We start from the raw sequence: 17,608 nt of genomic DNA on the forward strand, positions 1-17,608 counted from the left end.
TTGGTCTTTATTTATTTTCTGCGTTCAATGAATTTATCTCTAGTATGCATAACTCATTCGTCTGGCAACTGTTTCTTTTTGGAGTTTGTAATTAAAAAATGTACAGCTTGTGGTGAGTTTTTTATTTAAAGGGAATTTTGTGTTGTAATTCCTTTCATTTTTGTTATTTTTGCGCATTACATAAAGACTTTTAATATGAGTTTGGCAGCCTTTAATCTGTTCCTGGGTGTGATGAGTTTGATTGCCCTGGTGGTTTTTATCGCGCTTTATTTTGTGAAAGCGGGATACGGTATTTTTCGCACGGCGTCATGGGGAGTAGCTATATCCAATAAAATAGCTTGGGTACTGATGGAAGCTCCGGTCTTTTTGGTGATGTGTGGTATGTGGATGTATTCCGAACGTCGTTTTGAACCGGTAATATTGACTTTCTTTTTGTTTTTTCAAATTCATTATTTCCAGCGTGCCTTCATTTTCCCGCTGTTATTGACCGGAAAAAGTAAAATGCCACTGGCAATTATGTCAATGGGGATTCTTTTTAATCTGCTGAATGGCTATATGCAAGGTGAATGGATATTTTACCTTGCTCCCGAAACGATGTATCAGCCCGACTGGTTTACGTCTCCGTGGTTTATAGCGGGTACTCTGCTGTTTTTTGTGGGTATGCTGGTCAACTGGCATTCGGATTATGTCATCCGCCACCTGCGCAAACCGGGAGACACACGCCATTATCTGCCGCAAAAGGGAATGTATCGCTATGTCACGTCCGCCAATTATTTCGGTGAAATAATTGAATGGGCAGGTTGGGCAATACTCACTTGTTCGCTTTCCGGACTTGTCTTTCTTTGGTGGACGATTGCCAATCTTGTTCCGCGTGCCCATGCGTTGTGGTGTCGCTACCGCGAAGAATTCGGTGACGCGGTAGGAGAGAAGAAACGGGTATTTCCTTTCCTTTATTAAGAATGATTGTTATCACAAATTAAATAAGACTTGAATAATTCTCACTACTATGAAATCTAAGCTTTTTACTCCGGTCACTTTCGGGCCTTTGACGTTGCGGAATCGGACGATTCGTTCGGCGGCTTTCGAGAGTATGTGTCCGGAGAATACTCCTTCACAAATGCTATTGGATTATCACCGCTCGGTAGCTGCGGGCGGGGTAGGCATGACGACAGTGGCCTACGCTGCCGTGACACAAAGCGGACTTTCTTTCGACCGCCAGTTGTGGCTGCGTCCATCCATCATTCCCCGTTTGCATGAATTGACCAAAGCTGTGCACGACGAAGGCGCTGCCGTAGGCATACAGATAGGACATTGCGGAAATATGTCCCACAAAAATATTTGCGGTGTCACCCCCGTGTCCGCTTCTTCGGGATTCAATCTCTATTCTCCCACGTTTGTCCGCGGACTGGAAAAAGAAGAGCTTCCGGAACTGGCGCAAGCCTATGGAAACGCTGTCAATCTGGCAAGGGAAGCCGGATTTGATGCTGTGGAAGTCCATGCCGGACATGGTTATCTGATTAGCCAGTTCCTGTCTCCCTACACGAATCACCGGAAAGATGAATTTGGCGGTTCACTGGAAAACCGGATGCGTTTTATGGAACTGGTGATGGAAGAAGTCATGAAAGCGGCAGGCAGTGACATGGCTGTTTTTGTGAAAATGAATATGCGTGACGGCTTCAAGGGCGGAATGGAAATAGACGAATCCATCCAGGTAGCCAAACGTTTGCTGGAACTTGGCGCTCATGGATTGGTGTTGAGCGGCGGTTTCGTAAGCAAAGCGCCGATGTATGTGATGCGGGGCGCGATGCCCATCCGTTCGATGTCTTACTATATGAATTGCTGGTGGCTGAAGTATGGAGTGAGGATGTTTGGAAAATGGATGATTCCGTCAGTCCCTTTCAAAGAGGCTTATTTTCTCGAAGATGCGTTGAAGTTTCGGGAAGCTCTTCCGGGAGCTCCCTTGATTTATGTCGGTGGCCTTGTTGCCCGTCAGAAGATAGATGAAGTGCTGGATGCGGGTTTTGACGCTGTGCAGATGGCGCGCGCTTTGCTCAACGAACCGGGATTTGTCAACCGGATGGCACAGGAAGAGCAGGCTCGTTGTAACTGCGGACACAGTAATTACTGCATCGGACGTATGTACACCATAGAAATGGCTTGTCATCAACATTTAAAAGAACCAATCCCTTCTTGTTTGCAGAAGGAGATTGAAAAACTTGAAAAGCGATGAGTGAAGTAAAATGGGCAATCATCACCGGTGCCGACGGAGGAATGGGACGGGAAATAACACGTTCTGTAGCCCAAGCCGGTTATCGGATAATAATGGCTTGTTATAATCCGTCAAAAGCAGAAATTGTCCGTCAGCGTTTAATCGAAGAAACCGGAAATCCGAACCTGGAAGTGATGGCTATTGATTTGTCTTCCATGCGCTCGGTAGCTTCTTTTGCCGGACAGATTCTGGAGCGTAATATTCCGGTTTCCCTGTTGATGAATAATGCAGGGACGATGGAAACAGGGTTTCATGTTACCGCCGACGGATTTGAACGGACGGTGAGTGTGAATTATGTAGGGCCTTATCTGCTTACGCGGAAATTGGTTCCCGCAATGGTGCGGGGCGCGCGTATTGTGAATATGGTTTCTTGTACTTACGCAATCGGGCATATCGACCTGCCTGACTTTTTCCATCGGGGAAAGGTGGGAAAGTTTTGGAGAATCCCTATCTACAGTAATACGAAACTGGCTTTATTATTGTTTACCCTCGAACTGGCTGAACAGCTCCGTGACAAGGGTATCACTGTCAATGCGGCTGACCCGGGGATTGTTTCTACAAATATTATTACTATGCATCAATGGTTTGACCCATTGACCGATATTTTTTTCCGTCCTTTTATCCGCAAACCGAAGAAAGGGGCTTCTACGGCCATCGGACTGCTGCTGGATGAAAAAGAAGTAGGAGTGACGGGACAGCTATATGCAAGCAATCGCCGGAAAAAACTGTCTGACAAGTATGCTCATCATGTGCAACAGGAACAGCTTTGGGAAAGTACGGAGCGGACGGTAGCGCAATGGTTGGAATAAAAATAAGAAACGAAGGCGTATCCAAAGCCTTTATAAAAATAGAAAACACCCGCGCTACATCTATTTGCAACGCGGGTGATTTTGTTAAAAAGGGAGTTTTGATATTCCCTCATTATTTCTTTTTTCTAATGATTGGATGAAACTTCTTTCGTTTAGATAGAAAGTTCTTTCAATACATTCACAAGATCTCTTTTTATCGGCTTGTCATTCTTGATAGCCTTGCTGAACGGTACATAAACGATTTCGTCATGTTCGATACCAATCATTACGTTGCGTTGGTCTTCCATGATAGCGTCGATAGCGGCAGCACCCAGGCGACTTGCCAGGATACGGTCGTGAGCAGTAGGACTACCACCGCGCTGCAAGTGTCCGAGGATAGTTACACGTACATCGTACTGCGGATACTCGTTTTTCACACGTTCCGCGTAATGCATGGCCCCGCCGGTCAGTTCACTTTCGGCTACCAGTACGATACTGCTATTCTTTGACTTACGGAATCCGTTCTTGATAAATTCTTCCAGTTGGTCGACTTCCGTGCTGAATTCCGGGATAATGGCTGCTTCAGCTCCCGAAGCAATCGCTCCGTTCAGCGCGAGGAAACCGGCATCACGTCCCATTACTTCCACAAAGAACAAACGTTCGTGCGAAGTGGCTGTGTCGCGAATCTTATCCACTGCATCCAGGATGGTATTCAATGCTGTGTCGTAGCCGATAGTTGTGTCAGTTCCGTAGAGGTCGTTGTCAATCGTTCCCGGTAGTCCGACACAGGGCACATCAAATTCCTGCGCGAAAATACGCGCGCCCGTCAGCGAACCGTCACCACCGATGATAACCAAGGCATCGATGCCTTCTTTCTTCATATTATCATAGGCTAGTTGGCGTCCTTCGGGAGTAGTGAACTCCTTACAGCGGGCTGTTTTCAGGATTGTTCCACCCAGTTGGATGATGTTACTTACGTTTTGGCTTTTGAATTCCTTGATTTCGCCTGTCACTAAGCCTTTGTATCCTCTATATATACCTTTAACTTGTAATCCGTTATAGATGGCTGCACGTGTCACTGCACGTATAGCTGCATTCATTCCCGGAGCATCACCCCCGGAAGTCAAAATTCCGATACATTTCACTGTTCCCATATCACAATCTTTTCATTAATTAGTTTGATGTGGCAAATGTACAATAAAAAGTTGAAAGCAATGTTTACGAAGTTTTTTTTCACTTGATGAAAACATTAAAAAAGTGCAAATGTCCGCTTTTTGCTTTCTTTTTATTCTTATCTGTTACTTTGCTGTTACTTTTTTATAAGCGTCTGAATGTGATTGTATATCTTTTCCATCAGCCATTTAGGGGTGGAAGTAGCCCCGCATACACCAATCGACTGTACGTTTTGGAGCAAAGAAGTATCTATCTCCTTTTCGTTGTCTATCAAATGTGAGTTAGGATTCACTTTCAGGCATTCTTCAAACAGCATTTTCCCGTTCGAACTCTTTTTCCCGCTGACGAAAAATATCAAATCATGCGTAGCTGCAAACTCCCTTAACTTAGGCATGCGATTGGCAACCTGACGGCAAATCGTATCGTAATACTCGAAAGTCGCGTCCTGAGATATATTCTTCTTGATATACTCTACAATTTCCTGAAATTCGTCGAGTGACTTGGTTGTCTGCGAAAAAAGACGGATGTCCTTGTTTAAATCCAGCTTCTTCGCTTCTTCGGCTTTTTCGATGACAATCGCTTTTCCGTCTGTCTGCCCCACCAGTCCCAACACTTCTGCGTGACCGGTTTTACCGTAAATGATAATTTGCTTTTCTTTATTTCCGTCTTGCAGGAACTCCTGCTTGATACGCTTCTGAAGGCGCAATACCACCGGACAAGTCGCGTCTATGATTTCAATATTATTCTCGCGGGCAATCATGTAAGTTTCCGGCGGCTCCCCGTGTGCCCGCAGCAGTACCTTTGCGTTTCGCAACTGCTTGAACTCTTCGCGGTTGATGGTGATTAATCCCATTGTTTTCAGCCTGTCCACTTCCCGGCTGTTGTGCACGATATCTCCGAGACAATAAAGCGTTTCTCCCTTTGCCAACTCTTCTTCCGCCTTGTGAATGGCTGTCACTACCCCGAAGCAGAATCCTGACCCTTCATCTATCTCTACCTTAATCATAAAGAAAACTCCTCAATTTAGATAAGAAACTCCTTAAAACTATACGGAAAAACTACTTTCCCACCTTATTAAAATGCTCGAACAGCCATCCTTTCTGTTGCTCGATTGTCAAGTCCGTATTGTCCAGTAACAAAGCATCATCAGCCTTACGCAGCGGACTTACTTCCCGGTTCTGGTCAATATAGTCCCGTCGCTTTACATTCTCCAGGATTTCGTCGAAACTCGTTTCCTGTCCTTTCGCTTTCAGTTCGTCGTAACGGCGTTGGGCACGGACTTCAGGCGTGGCAGTTACAAAAATCTTCAATTCGGCATCCGGGAAAACCGTGGTTCCGATGTCCCTTCCGTCCATTACAATGCCTTTTTCTTTTCCCATCGCCTGCTGTTGGGCCACCATTGCCTCACGCACGAAGTCGAGCGCACTGACAGGACTTACTTTGGACGAGACTTCCATCGTGCGGATTCTGTTTTCCACATTTACCCCGTTGAGGTAAGTGTCCGGACGCCCCGTTTCAGGGTTCAGACGGAAAGAAATATGGATATTTTTGATTTCGTTTCTTAGTTTTTCCGTGTCGATGACATCTCCGTTGAAAATTCCGTTCTCCATACTATATAAGGTGACCGCCCGATACATGGCTCCGCTGTCAATGTAAATGTATCCCACTTCACGGGCAAGATCCTTGGCCATAGTACTTTTTCCACAAGAGGAAAAACCGTCGATTGCTATTACTATCTTTTTCATATTCAGTTCATCTAATTTGTCCGCCAAAGATACGCTTATTTTGAAAATCAGCCATATGTTTGCCGTTAAAAGGAAGCAGGCAAGTACGAAAGAATTAAAAAAGTTAAAAAGCCGGATAAAAAGACCGGAAGAAACAGACGGTTAACTGAAAATGTACTATATTTGCCCGGAGACACATAGGAAGACACTTTTTTTATTAATCTATTATATTAATTATTTTATGGAAGTTAAAAAATCACCCAAAGCAGACCTGGAAGGCAAGAAGTCTACATGGTTGCTCGTTGGTTACGTGGTAGTGTTGGCTTTCATGTTCGTGGCGTTCGAATGGACCCAGCGTGACGTGAAAATTGATACAAGCCAGGCAGTAGCTGACGTTGTGTTTGAAGAGGAAATCATTCCTATTACCGAAACCCCTGAACAACAAGCTCCACCACCACCCGAAGCCCCGAAAGTGGCCGAATTGTTGGAGATTGTCGACGATAAGGCCGAAATTGATGAAACAACAACCATTATCAATGAAGATAATGCTGCTCCGGTAGAAGTAAAATACGTGCCGGTACAAGTTGTTGAAGAAGAGCCGGAAGAACAGACCATTTTCGAAGTTGTAGAAAACATGCCGGACTTCCCGGGCGGACAAGCAGCTTTGATGCAGTATCTGGCTAAGAACATCAAATATCCGACTATCGCTCAGGAAAACGGAACTCAAGGACGTGTTATCGTACAGTTCGTTGTTAACAAAGACGGTAGTATTGTAGACGCGAAAGTTGTACGCAGCGTTGACCCGTATCTGGATAAAGAGGCTCTCCGTGTGATAAACACCATGCCGAAGTGGAAACCAGGTATGCAGCGTGGTAAACCGGTACGTGTTAAATTTACGGTTCCTGTAATGTTCAGACTGCAGTAATTTGTAACACAATAATTTAAGAGGCTGCTTCACGGCAGCCTCTTTTTTCATTCATTTATATTTTTCATCCATCATGTTCACAGCTTCTCAATTACTTGATAAAATAAACACTCATATTTCTGAAATTCAGTTTACCCGGACACCGAAAGGACTCTATGAACCGATTGAATATATCCTTTCTTTAGGGGGGAAGCGGATACGTCCCGTATTAATGTTGATGGCGTATAACTTGTATCGCGAGGATGTCGCGTCTATCTACGACCCTGCCACCGCTATCGAAGTTTACCACAACCATACGTTGCTACATGATGACTTGATGGACCGTTCCGATATGCGCAGAGGAAAGCCGACCGTACACAAGGTCTGGAATGACAACACTGCCGTACTCTCGGGAGACGCTATGCTGATTCTGGCGTTTCAGTACATGACAGCGTGCCCGTCGGAGCATCTCAAGGAAGTGATGGAACTGTTCAGCCTGACTACACTTGAAATTTGTGAAGGACAGCAACTGGATATGGAATTTGAATCCCGTTGCGATGTCACTGAGGATGAATATATTGAAATGATTCGCCTGAAAACAGCCGTATTACTGGCAGGCAGTCTCAAAATCGGTGCTATTCTGGCAGGAGCGACTGCTGAGGATGCCGATAATCTTTATAATTTCGGAATGCAGATAGGAGTCGCGTTCCAGTTGCAGGATGATTTGCTGGATGTCTATGGTGACCCGGAAGTGTTCGGTAAGAAAATAGGCGGTGACATCCTTTGCAACAAAAAAACATATATGCTTATCAAGGCGCTGCACCGTGCGGACGAGAAGCAAAGAGAAGAACTGGATCGTTGGCTCAATGCTGATACTTATCAGCCTGCCGAAAAAATAGCTGCGGTGACAGAACTGTACAATCAACTGAATATTCGCAATATCTGCGAAAACAAGATGCGCGAATATTATACACTCGCCATGGAAAGCCTTTCGGCAGTAGCGGTGGCAGAGGACAGAAAAAAAGAACTGAAGAACCTGGTGAAAGTACTGATGTATCGTGAAATGTAACTAAGTTCTTGATAATATGCCATACAGACGACTACCAAATACAGACCAGGCAAGAGTTCGGGCGTTGAAAACAGCGGTCGAAAAGGGTGAACTGTATAATGTGCGCGACCTGGCAATTACACTAAAGACATTGTTTGAAGCGCGCAATTTCCTGCAAAGGTTTGAAGCGGCACAAATTTATTATACGCAATGTTATGAAAATCAGTCGCGGGCAAGCAGGAAGCATCAGGCAAATGTGAAAACCGCCCGGCTGTATATTTCCCATTTCATCCAGGTGCTCAACTTGGCGGTACTCCGTGATGAAATAAAGGTAGCCCACAAAGAATTATATGGTCTGCCCAATGCAAATACCGTGCCGGATTTGTTAAGCGAAGCCGCATTGGTGGAGTGGGGGAAGAAGATTATTGAAGGTGAGCAGCGGAGAACGTCACAGGGCGGCATACCGATTTATAATCCTACGATTGCACGCGTGAAAGTGCACTATGATATTTTTCTTGACAGCTACGAACGGCAGAAGAATTATCAGGCATTGACCAGTCGGAGCCTTGACGAACTGGCTTCCATGCGTGACCGTGCCGATGAGTTGATACTGGATATATGGAATCAGGTGGAAGCCAAGTTTCAGGACGTCACTCCCAATGAAGCTCGCTTGGACAAATGCCGTGACTACGGCCTGATATATTATTATCGCTCCAATGAAAAAGTAAAAGAAGAAAACGAAATATCATGTTGATAGACACTCATTCCCATCTTTTTTTAGAAGAATTTTCCGAGGATTTGCCACAAGTGATGGAACGCGCACGCGAAGCCGGCGTCTCCTATATTTTTATGCCGAATATCGACAGCACGACAATTGATTCGATGCTGTCCGTATGTGCCGATTACCCGGACTTTTGCTATCCGATGATCGGATTGCATCCTACCTCGGTCAATGAAACATATGAACAGGAACTGGCGGTAGTACGCGAGCAGTTGGCAGGGAACAATCAGTTTGTCGCCATCGGTGAAATCGGACTTGATCTCTACTGGGACAAGACTTTCCTGAAAGAGCAGTTGCTGGTCTTTGAAAAGCAGATTGAGTGGGCGCTCGAATACCGGTTGCCGATAGTCATTCATTCAAGGGATGCGTTCGAGTATATATATAAGGTAATGTCGGCCTATAAAAACACCCCTCTCACCGGCATTTTTCATAGTTTCACCGGAACGCCGGAAGAAGCGGCGAAATTGTTGGAGTTTGAGGGCTTTATGCTAGGCATTAACGGGGTTGTCACTTTTAAGAAATCGACTCTGCCGGAGACATTGCTCACAGTCCCTTTGGAACGTATCGTGCTCGAAACCGACTCGCCATATTTGACTCCGGTGCCGAACCGTGGCAAACGGAATGAAAGTGCCAATGTGAAAGATACCCTTGCGAAAGTGGCGGAAATTTATCGAATGTCCTCTGAATACGTGTCTCAGGTCACTTCAGTAAATGCACTAAAAGTGTTTGGAATCCGCAAATAATGTTCGCAAGGTTTTAAAATATATTAATTTGCAGTATTTATTCAAGATAAAAAAGGGATAATGCTTCACGAAAAGAAAAAAAAGGATACATTTGTAGCTGAAAATGCGGAAAACTCATAAGGAGAGATGCTCGAGTGGTTGAAGAGGCACGCCTGGAAAGCGTGTATACGCCTAAAGCGTATCCGGGGTTCGAATCCCCGTCTCTCCGCAGAATTGAAAACGGAACGAGAAGTAAAAACAATAATAATAATCAATTAATTAATCTTAAAAATTAGACACACAATGAAAAAGTTATTCGCAATTGTTGCTGTGATTGGTGCCTTTACATTTGGCTCTATTCAACTTGCTCAGGCTCAAGATGCTCCTGCAGCAGAACAAACTGAACAACAAGCTGTTGCTCCTGCCGCTGAAACTACAGCTGCTGCTCCTGTTGCAGAAGAAGGTGGTATTCACAAGGAAATCAAAGTTAAATTCATTGAAGGTACTGCATCTTTCATGAGTTTGGTAGCTATCGCTTTGGTGATCGGTTTGGCTTTCTGTATCGAACGTATCATCTATTTGAGCTTGGCTGAAATCAACACAAAGAAATTCATGGCATCTATCGAAGCTGCTTTGGAAAAAGGTGATGTTGAAGCTGCTAAAGACATCGCTCGTAACACGAGAGGTCCTGTTGCTTCTATCTACTACCAAGGTTTGATGAGAATTGACCAGGGTATCGATGTTGTTGAAAAATCAATTGTTTCTTACGGTGGTGTACAAGCCGGTTACCTTGAAAAAGGATGTTCTTGGATTACACTGTTTATCGCAATGGCTCCGTCACTCGGATTCTTGGGTACTGTAATCGGTATGGTGCAGGCATTTGACAAGATCCAACAGGTAGGTGATATCTCTCCGACGGTTGTTGCAGGTGGTATGAAAGTAGCCTTGATTACAACTATCTTCGGTTTGATCGTTGCTTTGATTCTTCAGGTATTCTACAACTACGTACTTGCTAAGATTGAAGCTCTTACAAGCGAAATGGAAGATTCTTCTATCTCTTTGCTTGACATGGTAATCAAATATAACTTGAAATACAAAAAATAATATAAGATGAGTAAGTTAACATATAAAGCATCGTATTACGCACTTTATGCGATGTTTGCCATTATCCTGATCGTTATGGCACTCTTCTTCTTCGGGGGAAACGCTACAGGCGATGCAGTGATAGCGGGAGTAGATCCCGAAATGTGGCAGCCTGCCCAAACAGATTCCTTACTCTATCTGATGTATGCTTTGTTTGGCCTTGCTGTTGCTGCTACTGTTCTTGGTGCTATATTCCAATTCGGTGCAGCTTTGAAAGATAACCCGGCAAATGCAATTAAGTCTTTGCTTGGCTTGGTTCTTTTGGCTGTTGTTTTAATTGTAGCTTGGGCTATGGGTGATGGCACGCCGATGCAAATCCCGGGTTATAGTGGTACAGACAACGTTCCTTTCTGGCTGAAACTGACTGATATGTTCCTTTATTCTATTTACATCCTGTTGTTTGTAACTGTAGTTGCAATCATTGTGAGTGGTATAAAGAAAAAATTATCGTAATCAATTGGGAAAACTCAATTAAATAAGTAATTACAATGGCAAAAGGAAAAAGAAAAGTTCCTGATATTAACTCAAGTTCTACGGCGGATATCGCTTTCTTGTTGCTGATCTTCTTCTTGATTACGACATCAATGGATACGGACCGTGGTTTGGCAAGACTTTTGCCACCGCCACCCGAAGATCAAGACCAACAGAACACGGATAAGATCAAAGAACGTAACGTTTTGCAGGTTTATCTGAATAAGGATGATGCATTGATGTGCGGAAATGATTATATCGGCGTTGATCAGTTGAGAGATAAAGCCAAAGAATTTATTGCTAATGTTAATAACGCAGAAAATATGCCTGAAAAGACACAAGAAAATGTGGAATTCTTCGGTACATATATGGTTAACAACAAGCATGTAATTTCTTTGCAGAATGACCGTGGATCTTCTTATCAGGCATACATCAGTGTGCAGAACGAATTGGTTGCTGCATATAATGAATTGAGAGATGAGTTGGCTCAGGAAAAATTCGGAGTTACATATGCAGAGTTGAGCGACGCGCAGCAGAAAGCTGTTCGTGAAATCTATCCGCAACGAATTTCTGAGGCAGAACCTAAAAAATACGGAGAAAAAAAGAAGTAAGTAATGGGAAAATTTAATAAGACTGGTAAACGTGAAATGCCGGCATTGAATACTTCTTCGTTGCCTGACCTTATCTTTACTTTGTTGTTCTTCTTTATGATTGTAACAACAATGCGTGAGGTAACATTAAAGGTGCAGTTTACACTTCCGCAAGGTACTGAACTCGAAAAACTGGAGAAGAAATCACTGGTGACATTCATTTATGTAGGTGAACCTACTCAGGAATATCGCGCGAAAATGGGTACTGAAAGTCGTATTCAGCTTAACGACAGCTACGCTGAAGTTGGTGAAGTACAAGACTTCATTTTCCAGGAACGTGCTAGTATGAATGAGGGGGATGCAGCTAAAATGACTGTATCTCTGAAAGTAGACCAAAAGACTAAGATGGGTATTATTACTGACGTAAAAAATGCTCTTAGAAAATCTTACGCTTTGAAGATTAACTATTCTGCTACTAAACGTGGTGAGAAATAATTAGTTAATTCAATATATTAAAGAAAGGGCTTCCAAAATGATTTGGAAGCCCTTTCTTTATTTAGGAATATCCCTATTTTAGCTATTTCTACTACTAATAAGGCTTTTACTACTGCTGCTCTGCTAATAATATCCTTTATTTTCTTTTATTCTTTTACTCCGTAAACGATTGTGTGAAGTTTCTTCCTTATCATTTCGTAGTCTTTATCCGGGTTGAGGTTGCCGTGTACCATTAGATACATAGGCAGGAAATCGTCTCCCGGCTTGTAAGGTGGCTGGTAATAGTCTTTTTCCCACAAAACGAACCCCTGGCGTTGATAGAATCCGATACGGCGTTTTGCCATCTCCTCTACCGGGCGTTCCACTTCGAGTACAATCGGTTGCTTCAAGTAGTTGCACAAGTATTCGAGGGTGCGTTTTCCATATCCGCCGTTTCGCAGGGCAGGGTTGGTTGCGAAGTGCTCTACGTAGTAGAAGCTGTCAAAGTCCCAGTAAGTGATAAAGCCGATAGGCAAGTCATCATCAAAGATAATATTATTGTAAAAGTTACCTGTGCGGTCAGTGTACTCACGTAATTGGTCTAACTCACGGTATTCTTCCGGTGGAAATGCATCGATAAGTAACTCTTCCATAAACTTGTAATGCTGGAAATCCGATGTACTAATCGGCTGAAATCTAATCATACGGTTTGGGTTTTAAGTTTGTACTAATAGTGTATTCTTTATATTGATATTATATTTTGTACCCTTTTGTATCCATATAACCTTTAAGGGATATAGAATTCAATCACGCGGCGGATGGCGCGTTGGCAAACCGGACAGAATTCCGGGTAACCGTTTGTTCTCATACGACAGTCGTAGGCAGGACGATAGATGCCTTTGGCTGAGTATCCGCCTCCTTCATAGACTCCTACCGGATATTTTTTCCTTTCGGTGGCAGGGGTGGGGATGGGAGTACCTTTGGTGAGCATATTTTCCCACTTGGAAGCGAAATCTATGCGTGTCGAGATATTCTGTTCCCATGGTTCAATATCCAGTGGATAGGTATCTGTCATTGTGTCGTCCTCATAGAAATACTCGTCGGCTAATCCTGCAAAGCTGTGCCCGAACTCGTGTACCACTACGGGCTTGAACATCGGATGATGGGCAGTAGTCAGCGTATACGAATTATAAATACCGCCACCACCGTATACGTCAGTGTTGGCGAGAATAATAATGTGTTCGTAAGGGATGCCGGCTAAGGCGTTATGGATAGATTTTACCCGGCTGGTAGTCAGGTAACGATCCGAATAGAAAGTATCGAAATGAGAGTGTACGGCCGTTTGTTTCCATTGGTTTTCGCGGGGCACACTGACACCACTGTCCGTAGACGGACTGGCAACGGCAATGATATTGAACTTATCTTTCATGGAGAGGAACGGTTCATGTGAAAACAGGCTTTCACAAGCGTTTTGCGCATCCTGATAGAACAAGTCCATTTCCTTCCCGGTATATCCTTCAGCAAGGATGGCGATGTCGATACATTCTTTCTCGTTGCCACTTTGGAGCATATAGCGATGCGGAGTGACGTGTGACACTCCCCGTTTATGAATCAGGATATCGTCAGGGCGGACTATATGCTTGTAGTTGGCCATCACTTCCCTGCGCGGAGAATACAGGACGATTTCCACTTCTACCGGTTGTTTGGGATAGGGCAGAAGAAAACTGTTCTCGAATCCCTTTGCCGTTTCTTTGGCTTCGTCCGTGGTGAGCCATTCCTGAAACAGGGAAGAGAAGGAAGTCTTGTAGATGCACTGTTTGGTAGCAAGGTCTTTCACGATGATTTGACCGTTGCCTTCCAGTGGGAGTTCGGATAAATGATGCTGGCGACCTGCCCAGGAAGGAAGTTGTGACAGTTCGTCGAGATAGATAGCCTGTTGCCCGGTATCTCCGGTGAAGATGTAGTCCACCCGCAATGTTTTGTCTTGAAAATAATCGTCAAAGTTCTGTGCATAACCTTCCACAAAAGTGAAGAAAAATAGAACAATACAGCAAATTTGTCTCATATAAATGGTATATTTATGTTTTTTGCAAAGATACAAACTATTGTTGATTTAACTGCTTCGTATAAATAAAAGTAATAGTTTATAGCATTTGTTGCCGGAAAATCGCTAACTTTGCACAAAAGATTCACTGATTAAAACAATTTGATTTAAGAAATGGGACATCATCAATTAGATACGCTGGATGAACAAATACTGAAACTGATTGCCGGCAATGCACGTATTCCTTTTTTGGAAGTGGCGAGAGCTTGTAATGTTTCCGGTGCCGCGATTCATCAACGTATTCAAAAACTAACTAACTTAGGGATACTCAAAGGTTCAGAATATGTCATTGACCCCGAAAAAATAGGATATGAAACTTGTGCTTACATCGGTATCTATCTGAAAGATCCCGAATCTTTTGATTCGGTAACAAAGGCTTTGGAAGCTATTCCCGAAGTAGTGGAATGTCATTTCACTACCGGAAAATATGATATGTTCATCAAGATTTACGCAAAGAATAACCACCACTTGTTGAGTGTTATCCATGATAAATTGCAACCACTGGGATTGGCGCGTACAGAAACGTTAATCTCCTTCCACGAAGCCATTAAGAGGCAGATGCCTATCATGGTCGAGGTGGACGAGGAAGATTAATTTATCTCACTTTCTTACGTAATCTACAAAGGCATAGGAGCAGAGATGTTTCTCATCCGCAGGGTGAGTTTCTCTGCTTTTTTCTTGCCAACTCTTCGAAGAAACTTCAGGGAAATATACGTCGGCTTCGGGAGCAGTGCTGTCTATCTCTGTCAGGCAGAGTTCGTCAGCAAAAGGAAGTGCTTGCCGGTAAATGCTTGCACCGCCGATTATATACACATGTTCCTCTTCTTTGCAGCTTTGCAAAGCCGCTTCAAGCGATGGGAACACTTCTGCACCGGGACATTCCGTAGCCGGATTAGAAGACAGTACAACGTTTCTGCGATTGGGCAATGCACCTTTCGGTAGAGATTCGAAAGTCTTGCGGCCCATTATAATGGTGTTTCCGGTAGTCAACGCCTTGAAACGCTTCAAGTCGTTGGGCAGCCAGAAAAGAAGTTTATTCTGAAAGCCTATTGCCATACGCTGGTCTATGGCGGCGATAATGGATACTTTACTCATAGGAATTATACGGCTACTACTCCTGCGATATGCGGATGCGGGTCATAATTTACTAATTCAAAGTCCTCAAATTTGAAATCGAAGATACTTTTCACATCCGGGTTGATTTTCATTTGTGGCAGCGGGCGAGGTTCACGCGACAGTTGCAGTTTCACCTGTTCCAGGTGGTTCAGGTAGATGTGGGCATCACCGAACGTATGAACAAAGTCACCTGCTTTCAATCCCGTCACTTGCGCCATCATTTGCAATAACAATGCATAAGAAGCGATGTTGAAAGGAACGCCGAGGAAGATATCGGCACTGCGTTGGTAAAGTTGCAGGCTCAATCGTCCGTCTGCTACGTAGAACTGGAAGAAAGCATGGCAAGGCGGGAGATTCATCTTGTTCAGATCTGCCACGTTCCAGGCACTCACGATGATACGGCGTGAATCCGGGTTATGCTTGATTGTCTCTACCACTTCGCTGATTTGGTCGATGAATCCACCGTTGTAGTCAGGCCACGAACGCCACTGGTAACCGTAGATATGACCTAAGTCACCGTTCTCGTCCGCCCATTCATTCCAAATACGCACTCCGTGCTCTTGCAGATATTTCACGTTAGTGTCTCCTTGCAGAAACCAAAGCAACTCGTATATGATTGATTTCAGATGCAGCTTCTTCGTTGTCAGACAGGGAAAACCGTCTTCGAGGTTAAAACGCATTTGATGGCCGAAAACGCTGATGGTTCCCGTTCCGGTGCGATCACTTTTTTCCGTGCCTTCCGTCAGTACACGGTTGAGCAAATCCAGGTATTGTTTCATAATGAATAAATTTTCAAATCATTGGTGTATTCACGGAGGAACTACACGCTTGCGCAAAATTACAAAAATGGTGTGAATAAATTAGCAAACCATCCGACGAACTTCTTCCAAGGTGAACGCTTTTTCCAAAATTCAGGTGTCAGTTGGGTGCAGTGTTCGATATCTTCATGGAACATGGTATTCAGTTCGGCTGTCGTTTTCTTGTCAAAGATGAAAGCGTTCGTCTCGTAGTCGTATCGGAGGCTTCGGCTGTTTAGGTTGGCAGTGCCGACTGTGCAGAACAGGTCGTCGACCATCATGATTTTCGAGTGATGAAATCCGCCGTTGTACATATAAACGGTAGCTCCCCTTTTCATCAACTTATGCAGCTTATAAAGCGCGGCATCCGGCGTAAACGGAATATCAGAAGCGGAAGAAACCATAATTGTCACGTCCACTCCCCGGTCAATGGAGCGGTTCAGTGCTTTCTTGATGGAAGAAGTCGGCACGAAATAAGGATTGACGATGTGTACATTCTTTTGCGCCGAATAAATACTCATCGCATATGCGTGGCTCAACATACGACTGTTCTTCTTCGGAGTACGGTCTACGATGGCGACTACAATATTGGTGCTGTCCGTCTGTCCCGCATGTTGCGGAAAATAAGCTTCCCCGCCTATATTCTGTTTCGTCTCTTTGTTCCAAATCGTGAGAAATATTTCCTGCAGGTCGTTGACGGCATCCCCTTCGATACGCGTGTGCATATCCCGCCAGGTTCCGATTTTGGGCAGACCGTTGATGTAATAATCGGCGATATTCATTCCGCCCGTATAAGCCACTTTTCCGTCGATGACGGCAATCTTCCGGTGGTCGCGGTGGGCGGCGTGGTTGATGTAAGGGAAGGTAAACGGGTCGAACTTGACAATTTCGATGCCCCGTTCACGTATTTTCTTGAGATGTTTCTTTTTGAGCGGCTTGTTATTCGACCAGTTGCCGAAGGCATCGAACATAGCCCGCACTTCAACGTCTTCTTTTACCTTTTCGGCCAAGAGGTCGAATAAAGCATTGGCGATGGAGTCATTGCGGAAATTGAAATATTCAAGGTGAACATGGTGTTTGGCTTCCCGTATGGCTTCAAATAAATCGATAAACTTCTCCCGTCCGCTTTTCAGCAGCTTGACTTTATTGTTATCGGAGATGGGAATACCTGATTCTTGCAGGAAATGTAATACTAGAGAATCACTTGTTAGTCCGATAGAGTCCCGTGGATGCGTCATCAAACTGTCGATGACATCCGCCTGGGCGCGTAATAAAGACAAAAACAGAAATAAAATAAATATACGTAGTTTCAAAACTTTTCTCTCTATTTTAGTTTACAGAACAACAAAGATACAACATCTAAGTTTGGGGCGACTTGGAATAAAGGGTAGATTTATCATTGTTTAACAGATGGAGCGGCTCATAAGAATTTCTTTGTCTAAAGAATAAAAAAATCCCGGAGATACACAGAATTCCGGGATTGTAATTATATATCCTTTTGATG

The 17,608-nt window shown here is 44.0% G+C and carries 20 protein-coding genes and 1 tRNA gene; 13 read left to right on the forward strand and 8 right to left on the reverse strand.

Going from position 1 to position 17,608, the window contains the following annotated elements:
* Window positions 1-195: 195 nt before the first annotated feature.
* The 3 genes from BQ7997_RS05710 to BQ7997_RS05720 are packed head-to-tail and all read left to right on the forward strand — an operon-like array spanning window position 196 to window position 3,078.
* Window positions 196-957: a DUF1295 domain-containing protein gene (locus BQ7997_RS05710; RefSeq protein WP_022136562.1), complete on the forward strand. Its 762-nt coding sequence runs from the start codon at window positions 196-198 to the stop codon at window positions 955-957.
* Window positions 958-1,006: 49 nt separating this feature from the next.
* A complete protein-coding gene (locus BQ7997_RS05715) occupies window positions 1,007-2,230 on the forward strand; it encodes an NADH:flavin oxidoreductase (RefSeq protein ID WP_044654093.1) in 1,224 nt (407 codons plus the stop codon).
* Complete coding sequence (locus BQ7997_RS05720) at window positions 2,227-3,078, forward strand: SDR family oxidoreductase (protein ID WP_073344414.1); 852 nt, start codon at window positions 2,227-2,229, stop codon at window positions 3,076-3,078. The genes BQ7997_RS05715 and BQ7997_RS05720 overlap by 4 nt, the downstream gene beginning before the upstream one ends.
* 152 nt (window positions 3,079-3,230) lie before the next feature.
* On the opposite strand, the gene pfkA is transcribed toward BQ7997_RS05720, so the two are convergent.
* The 3 genes from pfkA to cmk all read right to left on the reverse strand — a co-directional run bounded on the left by pfkA (window position 3,231) and on the right by cmk (window position 5,975).
* Window positions 3,231-4,211, reverse strand: a complete 981-nt coding sequence (gene pfkA, locus BQ7997_RS05725) for a 6-phosphofructokinase (protein WP_022136558.1) — start codon at window positions 4,209-4,211, stop codon at window positions 3,231-3,233.
* A gap of 155 nt (window positions 4,212-4,366) precedes the next feature.
* Entirely contained in the window at window positions 4,367-5,236 is an 870-nt protein-coding gene (locus tag BQ7997_RS05730; RefSeq protein WP_073344416.1) for a 4-hydroxy-3-methylbut-2-enyl diphosphate reductase, read from the reverse strand.
* Between the two features lie 52 nt (window positions 5,237-5,288).
* Complete coding sequence (cmk, locus tag BQ7997_RS05735; RefSeq protein ID WP_073344832.1) at window positions 5,289-5,975, reverse strand: (d)CMP kinase; 687 nt, start codon at window positions 5,973-5,975, stop codon at window positions 5,289-5,291.
* 220 nt (window positions 5,976-6,195) lie between these two features.
* On the opposite strand from cmk, the gene BQ7997_RS05740 reads away from it, so the two are divergent.
* The 9 genes from BQ7997_RS05740 to BQ7997_RS05780 all read left to right on the forward strand — a co-directional run bounded on the left by BQ7997_RS05740 (window position 6,196) and on the right by BQ7997_RS05780 (window position 12,108).
* On the forward strand, window positions 6,196-6,879 hold the full coding sequence (locus BQ7997_RS05740; protein ID WP_022136555.1) for an energy transducer TonB: 684 nt from the start codon (window positions 6,196-6,198) through the stop codon (window positions 6,877-6,879).
* A 73-nt stretch (window positions 6,880-6,952) separates the two neighbouring features.
* Window positions 6,953-7,927: a polyprenyl synthetase family protein gene (locus BQ7997_RS05745; protein WP_022136554.1), complete on the forward strand. Its 975-nt coding sequence runs from the start codon at window positions 6,953-6,955 to the stop codon at window positions 7,925-7,927.
* 16 nt (window positions 7,928-7,943) lie between these two features.
* A complete protein-coding gene (locus BQ7997_RS05750) occupies window positions 7,944-8,660 on the forward strand; it encodes a hypothetical protein (protein ID WP_022136553.1) in 717 nt (238 codons plus the stop codon).
* Window positions 8,654-9,430: a TatD family hydrolase gene (locus tag BQ7997_RS05755; protein WP_073344418.1), complete on the forward strand. Its 777-nt coding sequence runs from the start codon at window positions 8,654-8,656 to the stop codon at window positions 9,428-9,430. Before BQ7997_RS05750 ends, BQ7997_RS05755 begins: the two co-directional genes overlap by 7 nt.
* A gap of 120 nt (window positions 9,431-9,550) precedes the next feature.
* Window positions 9,551-9,638, forward strand: a tRNA-Ser gene (locus BQ7997_RS05760).
* Between the two features lie 74 nt (window positions 9,639-9,712).
* The gene (locus BQ7997_RS05765) at window positions 9,713-10,513 is read left to right on the forward strand and encodes a MotA/TolQ/ExbB proton channel family protein (RefSeq protein ID WP_044653898.1); all 801 of its coding nucleotides are present in this window, start codon (window positions 9,713-9,715) and stop codon (window positions 10,511-10,513) included.
* A 6-nt stretch (window positions 10,514-10,519) separates the two neighbouring features.
* Complete coding sequence (locus BQ7997_RS05770; protein WP_044653899.1) at window positions 10,520-11,005, forward strand: hypothetical protein; 486 nt, start codon at window positions 10,520-10,522, stop codon at window positions 11,003-11,005.
* Between the two features lie 35 nt (window positions 11,006-11,040).
* Window positions 11,041-11,634 carry an ExbD/TolR family protein gene (locus tag BQ7997_RS05775; RefSeq protein ID WP_044653900.1) on the forward strand — a complete coding sequence of 198 codons (594 nt, stop codon included), beginning with the start codon at window positions 11,041-11,043 and terminating at the stop codon, window positions 11,632-11,634.
* A 3-nt stretch (window positions 11,635-11,637) separates the two neighbouring features.
* Window positions 11,638-12,108: an ExbD/TolR family protein gene (locus BQ7997_RS05780; protein WP_004315772.1), complete on the forward strand. Its 471-nt coding sequence runs from the start codon at window positions 11,638-11,640 to the stop codon at window positions 12,106-12,108.
* A 146-nt stretch (window positions 12,109-12,254) separates the two neighbouring features.
* On the opposite strand, the gene BQ7997_RS05785 is transcribed toward BQ7997_RS05780, so the two are convergent.
* Both BQ7997_RS05785 and BQ7997_RS05790 read right to left on the reverse strand, forming a co-directional pair.
* Window positions 12,255-12,791, reverse strand: coding sequence for a GNAT family N-acetyltransferase (locus BQ7997_RS05785; protein WP_073344421.1), 537 nt, complete (start codon window positions 12,789-12,791; stop codon window positions 12,255-12,257).
* A gap of 83 nt (window positions 12,792-12,874) precedes the next feature.
* Window positions 12,875-14,152, reverse strand: coding sequence for an IgA Peptidase M64 (locus BQ7997_RS05790; protein WP_073344423.1), 1,278 nt, complete (start codon window positions 14,150-14,152; stop codon window positions 12,875-12,877).
* 153 nt (window positions 14,153-14,305) lie between these two features.
* Here BQ7997_RS05790 and BQ7997_RS05795 point away from each other — a divergent pair, with 153 nt between their 5' ends.
* Complete coding sequence (locus tag BQ7997_RS05795) at window positions 14,306-14,785, forward strand: Lrp/AsnC family transcriptional regulator (RefSeq protein ID WP_022139345.1); 480 nt, start codon at window positions 14,306-14,308, stop codon at window positions 14,783-14,785.
* A gap of 6 nt (window positions 14,786-14,791) precedes the next feature.
* Here the strand turns inward: BQ7997_RS05795 and BQ7997_RS05800 are convergent, their stop codons facing one another.
* The 3 genes from BQ7997_RS05800 to cls are packed head-to-tail and all read right to left on the reverse strand — an operon-like array spanning window position 14,792 to window position 17,417.
* The gene (locus BQ7997_RS05800) at window positions 14,792-15,286 is read right to left on the reverse strand and encodes a dihydrofolate reductase (RefSeq protein ID WP_073344425.1); all 495 of its coding nucleotides are present in this window, start codon (window positions 15,284-15,286) and stop codon (window positions 14,792-14,794) included.
* A 5-nt stretch (window positions 15,287-15,291) separates the two neighbouring features.
* On the reverse strand, window positions 15,292-16,086 hold the full coding sequence (locus BQ7997_RS05805) for a thymidylate synthase (protein ID WP_022139347.1): 795 nt from the start codon (window positions 16,084-16,086) through the stop codon (window positions 15,292-15,294).
* 59 nt (window positions 16,087-16,145) lie between these two features.
* Window positions 16,146-17,417, reverse strand: coding sequence for a cardiolipin synthase (gene cls / locus BQ7997_RS05810; RefSeq protein WP_073344428.1), 1,272 nt, complete (start codon window positions 17,415-17,417; stop codon window positions 16,146-16,148).
* Between the last annotated feature and the right edge of the window lie 191 nt (window positions 17,418-17,608).

Source organism: Bacteroides congonensis, from assembly GCF_900130125.1.
GTDB lineage: Bacteria > Bacteroidota > Bacteroidia > Bacteroidales > Bacteroidaceae > Bacteroides > Bacteroides congonensis.

Excerpts from the sequence above, each read along its gene's own strand:
- BQ7997_RS05710 (WP_022136562.1), top strand. The coding sequence starts at position 196 with ATGAGTTTGGCAGCCTTTAATCTGTTCCTGGGTGTGATGAGTTTGATT.
- BQ7997_RS05715 (WP_044654093.1), top strand. The coding sequence starts at position 1,007 with ATGAAATCTAAGCTTTTTACTCCGGTCACTTTCGGGCCTTTGACGTTG.
- BQ7997_RS05720 (WP_073344414.1), top strand. The coding sequence starts at position 2,227 with ATGAGTGAAGTAAAATGGGCAATCATCACCGGTGCCGACGGAGGAATG.
- pfkA (WP_022136558.1), bottom strand. The coding sequence starts at position 4,211 with ATGGGAACAGTGAAATGTATCGGAATTTTGACTTCCGGGGGTGATGCT.
- BQ7997_RS05730 (WP_073344416.1), bottom strand. The coding sequence starts at position 5,236 with ATGATTAAGGTAGAGATAGATGAAGGGTCAGGATTCTGCTTCGGGGTA.
- cmk (WP_073344832.1), bottom strand. The coding sequence starts at position 5,975 with ATGAAAAAGATAGTAATAGCAATCGACGGTTTTTCCTCTTGTGGAAAA.
- BQ7997_RS05740 (WP_022136555.1), top strand. The coding sequence starts at position 6,196 with ATGGAAGTTAAAAAATCACCCAAAGCAGACCTGGAAGGCAAGAAGTCT.
- BQ7997_RS05745 (WP_022136554.1), top strand. The coding sequence starts at position 6,953 with ATGTTCACAGCTTCTCAATTACTTGATAAAATAAACACTCATATTTCT.
- BQ7997_RS05750 (WP_022136553.1), top strand. The coding sequence starts at position 7,944 with ATGCCATACAGACGACTACCAAATACAGACCAGGCAAGAGTTCGGGCG.
- BQ7997_RS05755 (WP_073344418.1), top strand. The coding sequence starts at position 8,654 with ATGTTGATAGACACTCATTCCCATCTTTTTTTAGAAGAATTTTCCGAG.
- BQ7997_RS05765 (WP_044653898.1), top strand. The coding sequence starts at position 9,713 with ATGAAAAAGTTATTCGCAATTGTTGCTGTGATTGGTGCCTTTACATTT.
- BQ7997_RS05770 (WP_044653899.1), top strand. The coding sequence starts at position 10,520 with ATGAGTAAGTTAACATATAAAGCATCGTATTACGCACTTTATGCGATG.
- BQ7997_RS05775 (WP_044653900.1), top strand. The coding sequence starts at position 11,041 with ATGGCAAAAGGAAAAAGAAAAGTTCCTGATATTAACTCAAGTTCTACG.
- BQ7997_RS05780 (WP_004315772.1), top strand. The coding sequence starts at position 11,638 with ATGGGAAAATTTAATAAGACTGGTAAACGTGAAATGCCGGCATTGAAT.
- BQ7997_RS05785 (WP_073344421.1), bottom strand. The coding sequence starts at position 12,791 with ATGATTAGATTTCAGCCGATTAGTACATCGGATTTCCAGCATTACAAG.
- BQ7997_RS05790 (WP_073344423.1), bottom strand. The coding sequence starts at position 14,152 with ATGAGACAAATTTGCTGTATTGTTCTATTTTTCTTCACTTTTGTGGAA.
- BQ7997_RS05795 (WP_022139345.1), top strand. The coding sequence starts at position 14,306 with ATGGGACATCATCAATTAGATACGCTGGATGAACAAATACTGAAACTG.
- BQ7997_RS05800 (WP_073344425.1), bottom strand. The coding sequence starts at position 15,286 with ATGAGTAAAGTATCCATTATCGCCGCCATAGACCAGCGTATGGCAATA.
- BQ7997_RS05805 (WP_022139347.1), bottom strand. The coding sequence starts at position 16,086 with ATGAAACAATACCTGGATTTGCTCAACCGTGTACTGACGGAAGGCACG.